The sequence below is a fragment of the Brevundimonas sp. genome (genome assembly GCF_023259385.1).
Lineage (GTDB): Bacteria > Pseudomonadota > Alphaproteobacteria > Caulobacterales > Caulobacteraceae > Brevundimonas.
The window spans coordinates 4,664-8,034 of the sequence record NZ_JAHFPF010000160.1 but is presented as its reverse complement, the minus strand read 5'-3'; the positions used below and the strand labels follow the sequence as shown (position 1 = coordinate 8,034).

1 protein-coding gene is annotated in these 3,371 nt (G+C 64.8%); it reads right to left on the bottom strand.

The genetic code is table 11. The features are described 5' to 3' along the window. Positions 1 to 3,371: helicase-related protein (locus Q0C81_RS12570; RefSeq protein WP_291838324.1), on the bottom strand; the 3,371-nt coding region annotated here is incomplete at both ends.

Below are 3,371 nucleotides of genomic sequence, written 5' to 3'. Positions count from 1 at the left end.
ATCCCGTACATGGGCAGCAGGCCCTGCTCCGCGAGGAAGCTTGAGAGGTTCTCGTCGCGGGTTCTACCATCGGCGGCCCGCGACCCAATTTCTCCAATCAGCATATCGACGTCGCAAGCTGAAAGAAGTTCGGCCTCGCGATCGGCCCGGCCTAGGCCAAGGACGCGTGCAAAGCTGTGTCGGACCTCATCAGTCTTCCGCAGAGCTTCGGAGAGCTCGGCCGGCCAAGTCTTGTTGTCGTCGTAAAACTCGACGCATCCCATGAACTCCCCATGCACCTCCGGCTTCACGTCATCGCCGACCCAGGCCCGGCCGTACTGATCACGAAGACGCGCGAAGGCGGAGGTCAGCCAGACCTTGCGGAGGAGCCGCAGCGGTATCGCCAGGTGATCGGTTGTGAGGAAGGGCGGAGGAGGCGCATCGCCGGTGATGGCCTCTGGATGGGCGAAATAGTGCAGGTCGTGGCTACGGCTTCTGCAAAGGGTCGCTACTAGGGAGAAAGCCTGTCCGCGACGTCCCGCGCGTCCGACCCGCTGCTGGTAGTTGAAGCGTTGGGGCGGCATGTTGGCTTGGTAGACGGCCTGTAGCGCTCCGATGTCGATGCCCACCTCCATGGTGGTCGTAACCGAGAGCATGTCGATCTCGCTCGCGAGCTTTTCAAGCTCCGGGTTCTTCTCCTTCGGATTTTCGACGAAGATGCCGCGGAAGCGTCGCAGGCGCTCGGCGGGGGACCGCGTCTGACCTGTGAGCTCCTCACAGCGAAGCCGAAATGCGCCTTGGCCGTCGCGGTCTGTCCGTTCAACCCTCGTCGCCAGAATGTTGCGCTCTCGGAGCCTTGAGACCGGTCCCGTCGACGACTGCGGAAGTTCGGCTTGGCAGCGCGTGCAGACCCCCGTCCCTCGGTGTAGGTGGGCCCGAGAGCAGTTCGAGCACTCAAAAAAGGGATGGCCCGGCTCGACGAGTCGCACGCTCAGCCGGTCCGGCGCGATGAAACCATTGATATGGCCAAGGGTCGACAATCTTGAGAGCACGCGGTCGAGCTCCGCCTTGCCGTCTCCCCCCGAACTTGCGTCTGCGAATTCCCTGACCCGGGCGGAGCCCACGGTATGCGCGTCAATCCAGTCCTTCTTCCTGTCGTTCCGATCGACCCACTTGTTGCCGAGGACGCGGTAGGCGTCGGCGAACACGCGAAGATAGGCATCCCAGCGGTCGGCCTCCGGTTCCGCCCGGTTGAACAGCGTGGGATAGCCGAGGCCGGTCTCTTCAAGTGCGAAGTAGGTCTTGGAGAAGAGCACCTCATCCACCAGCGGCCTCTGCTCGCGCACGACCGCCAGGCGGGCTTCCGCGATGGCGAGTCCATCGCCTTCGGAGATCCATTCGGATTGCGGCCCGGCGGACTTGAACAGGCGTTGCCACTCGAACTGTTTCGACTGCTGGCCGGGCGGCGCCGTGGCGGGGATGAGGGCGATCCCTACCTCGTCCGTTGGGTGAATGCCCAAGCTTACCATGCGAGCGAGCAGCCCGCTGGTTGCAGCCTTGGCCGGTGAACCATTCTGGGGCGGCATCTCGATAACCGCAGACAGCGGGATTCTGTCCGCGTCGCCCAAGGCTCGAAGCTCCCTGACCCGCGCGGTCAGCCGGGCCAGTTCGCCCTCGTCCTCCGAATCCAGCGCCCTCGCCCTCGCGGCGTTGAGGTCGTCAATCGACTCCCGCGGCTGGGCGGCGATCTCGCGAAGGGCTTCAAGCAGTAACTGCCGGCGACTGTCCTGGTGGTGCCGCCGCTCAATATCGAGCGCAGCCCTTGAGGCGTCCTGTCGACTGTCAGAGAACACCACAGCCTTTGCCTCGTCGCCCCCAGCGTGCAGAAGTTCGAACACTTCGGTCGCCACGAGTTGCGAGCTCTTGGCGAAGCCCGTGCGGAAGTTTCGGATCGGAGATTGCCTGAACTTCGGACTCCGGCCGGAATAATCTGCGCCGCAGGCCGGGCAGCAGTTGGGCCCTGCGGTGCCTGGTCGCCGCAGGTTGCCGCCGCCGCTTCTGGGCAGCTGGAACAGACGTCCTTCGATCCGTTGCGGCTCTCCGGCGCCGGCGCGGCTCACCGCTCCGTTCCGCGTGTCCAGCACCGTCTCTACCCAAGCCTCCATCGTGTTGTCCCCCTGCTTGGGGGGGCGTCGCGACGGCCAGAATATCGCGAAGTCCTCGTAGGACAGATCCTCGTAGTTGCCGTCTCCGCCGGTCTCGGGGAGGGATTCCAAGTCAGGCGAAGCCGGAAGCAGTTCGACCGGCAGTCCGGGTCCCGTCGGGTTCTCACCGCGGCGCCCGCCGATGAACTCCTCGCCGCAGGCTTCACAATATACGAGCTCGAAGACGCGGCGTGGTTCGCCGGGGCCTGGCGTATAGGTCGTGCCCCGATCCACGGTCAGGCCTTCGAACGTGACCGTGCCGGACCCCGTGATCGATGGCGTGGCGAACAGGCCTTCGACGCTGCGGATAAAGACATGCTCGCGGAAGGCGGTTGTCGTGTCGCTGACGGAGACGCCATAGAGTTCCTTGGAGCGCTCCCCGAGGCCACGAAGCAGCGTCAGACCCCGAAGGGCCTTTGCTGCGGTCTGGTCCGTTCCGAATAGGCGAAGGGCCAGTTCGTCCGCGGCGGTTGCGCGCATCTCCGCGCCCTCGTGGGCTTGGCAGCCTTTTGCGAGCATAGCCGCCGCGGCCTCGATGTACGCCTTCACCCTAGGCACCGTGTCCGCGTCCGGCGCTACATCGACCAGCGCGGCTCCGCAGGCGATGACGGCTTCGTCAAGGGCGTCGCTGCGATGGATCTTGCCGACGAACGCATCGCCGCCGAGGACATCGACCAAGTCGGCGAACGGCCTCGGATCGATCGGCAGGGATCGATTCACCGTCGCAAGGACCCGTTCTCCCTTGACGATGGCCGAGGCCCATCCTTCTCGGTCGGTGACACCGGGGTGACCGGGTCCTTCGTAGGTCCCCATGGGGCCGAAGAAGTCGTGAAGGTAGCTAAGGCTCCGATCGCGGTCGTCACCCTCAAGCGGAAGCGACGCGCTGGAGGCGAGAATCCGAAGCTTGTGGCGGGTCTCAGGCTGATCAAGTCCGAGGCGATGCACGAGCGCACGCACGAGCCCCGCGATCTCGGTCCCCGACGAGCCCCGGACCAGATGAAGCTCGTCGAGCACCAGGTAGAAATAGGCATGGGGGTCGTGCTGGAGCCAGGTTCTCGTCTGGTCGAAGACGGTCTGCTCGATTTCTCTCGACAGCATTGCACCGAGCATCGACACGTTGGTGACCAGCAGATCCGGCGGGGTCTCCTGCACGTCCCAACGCGCGATCAGTTCGGCCCCGTCGGTTGC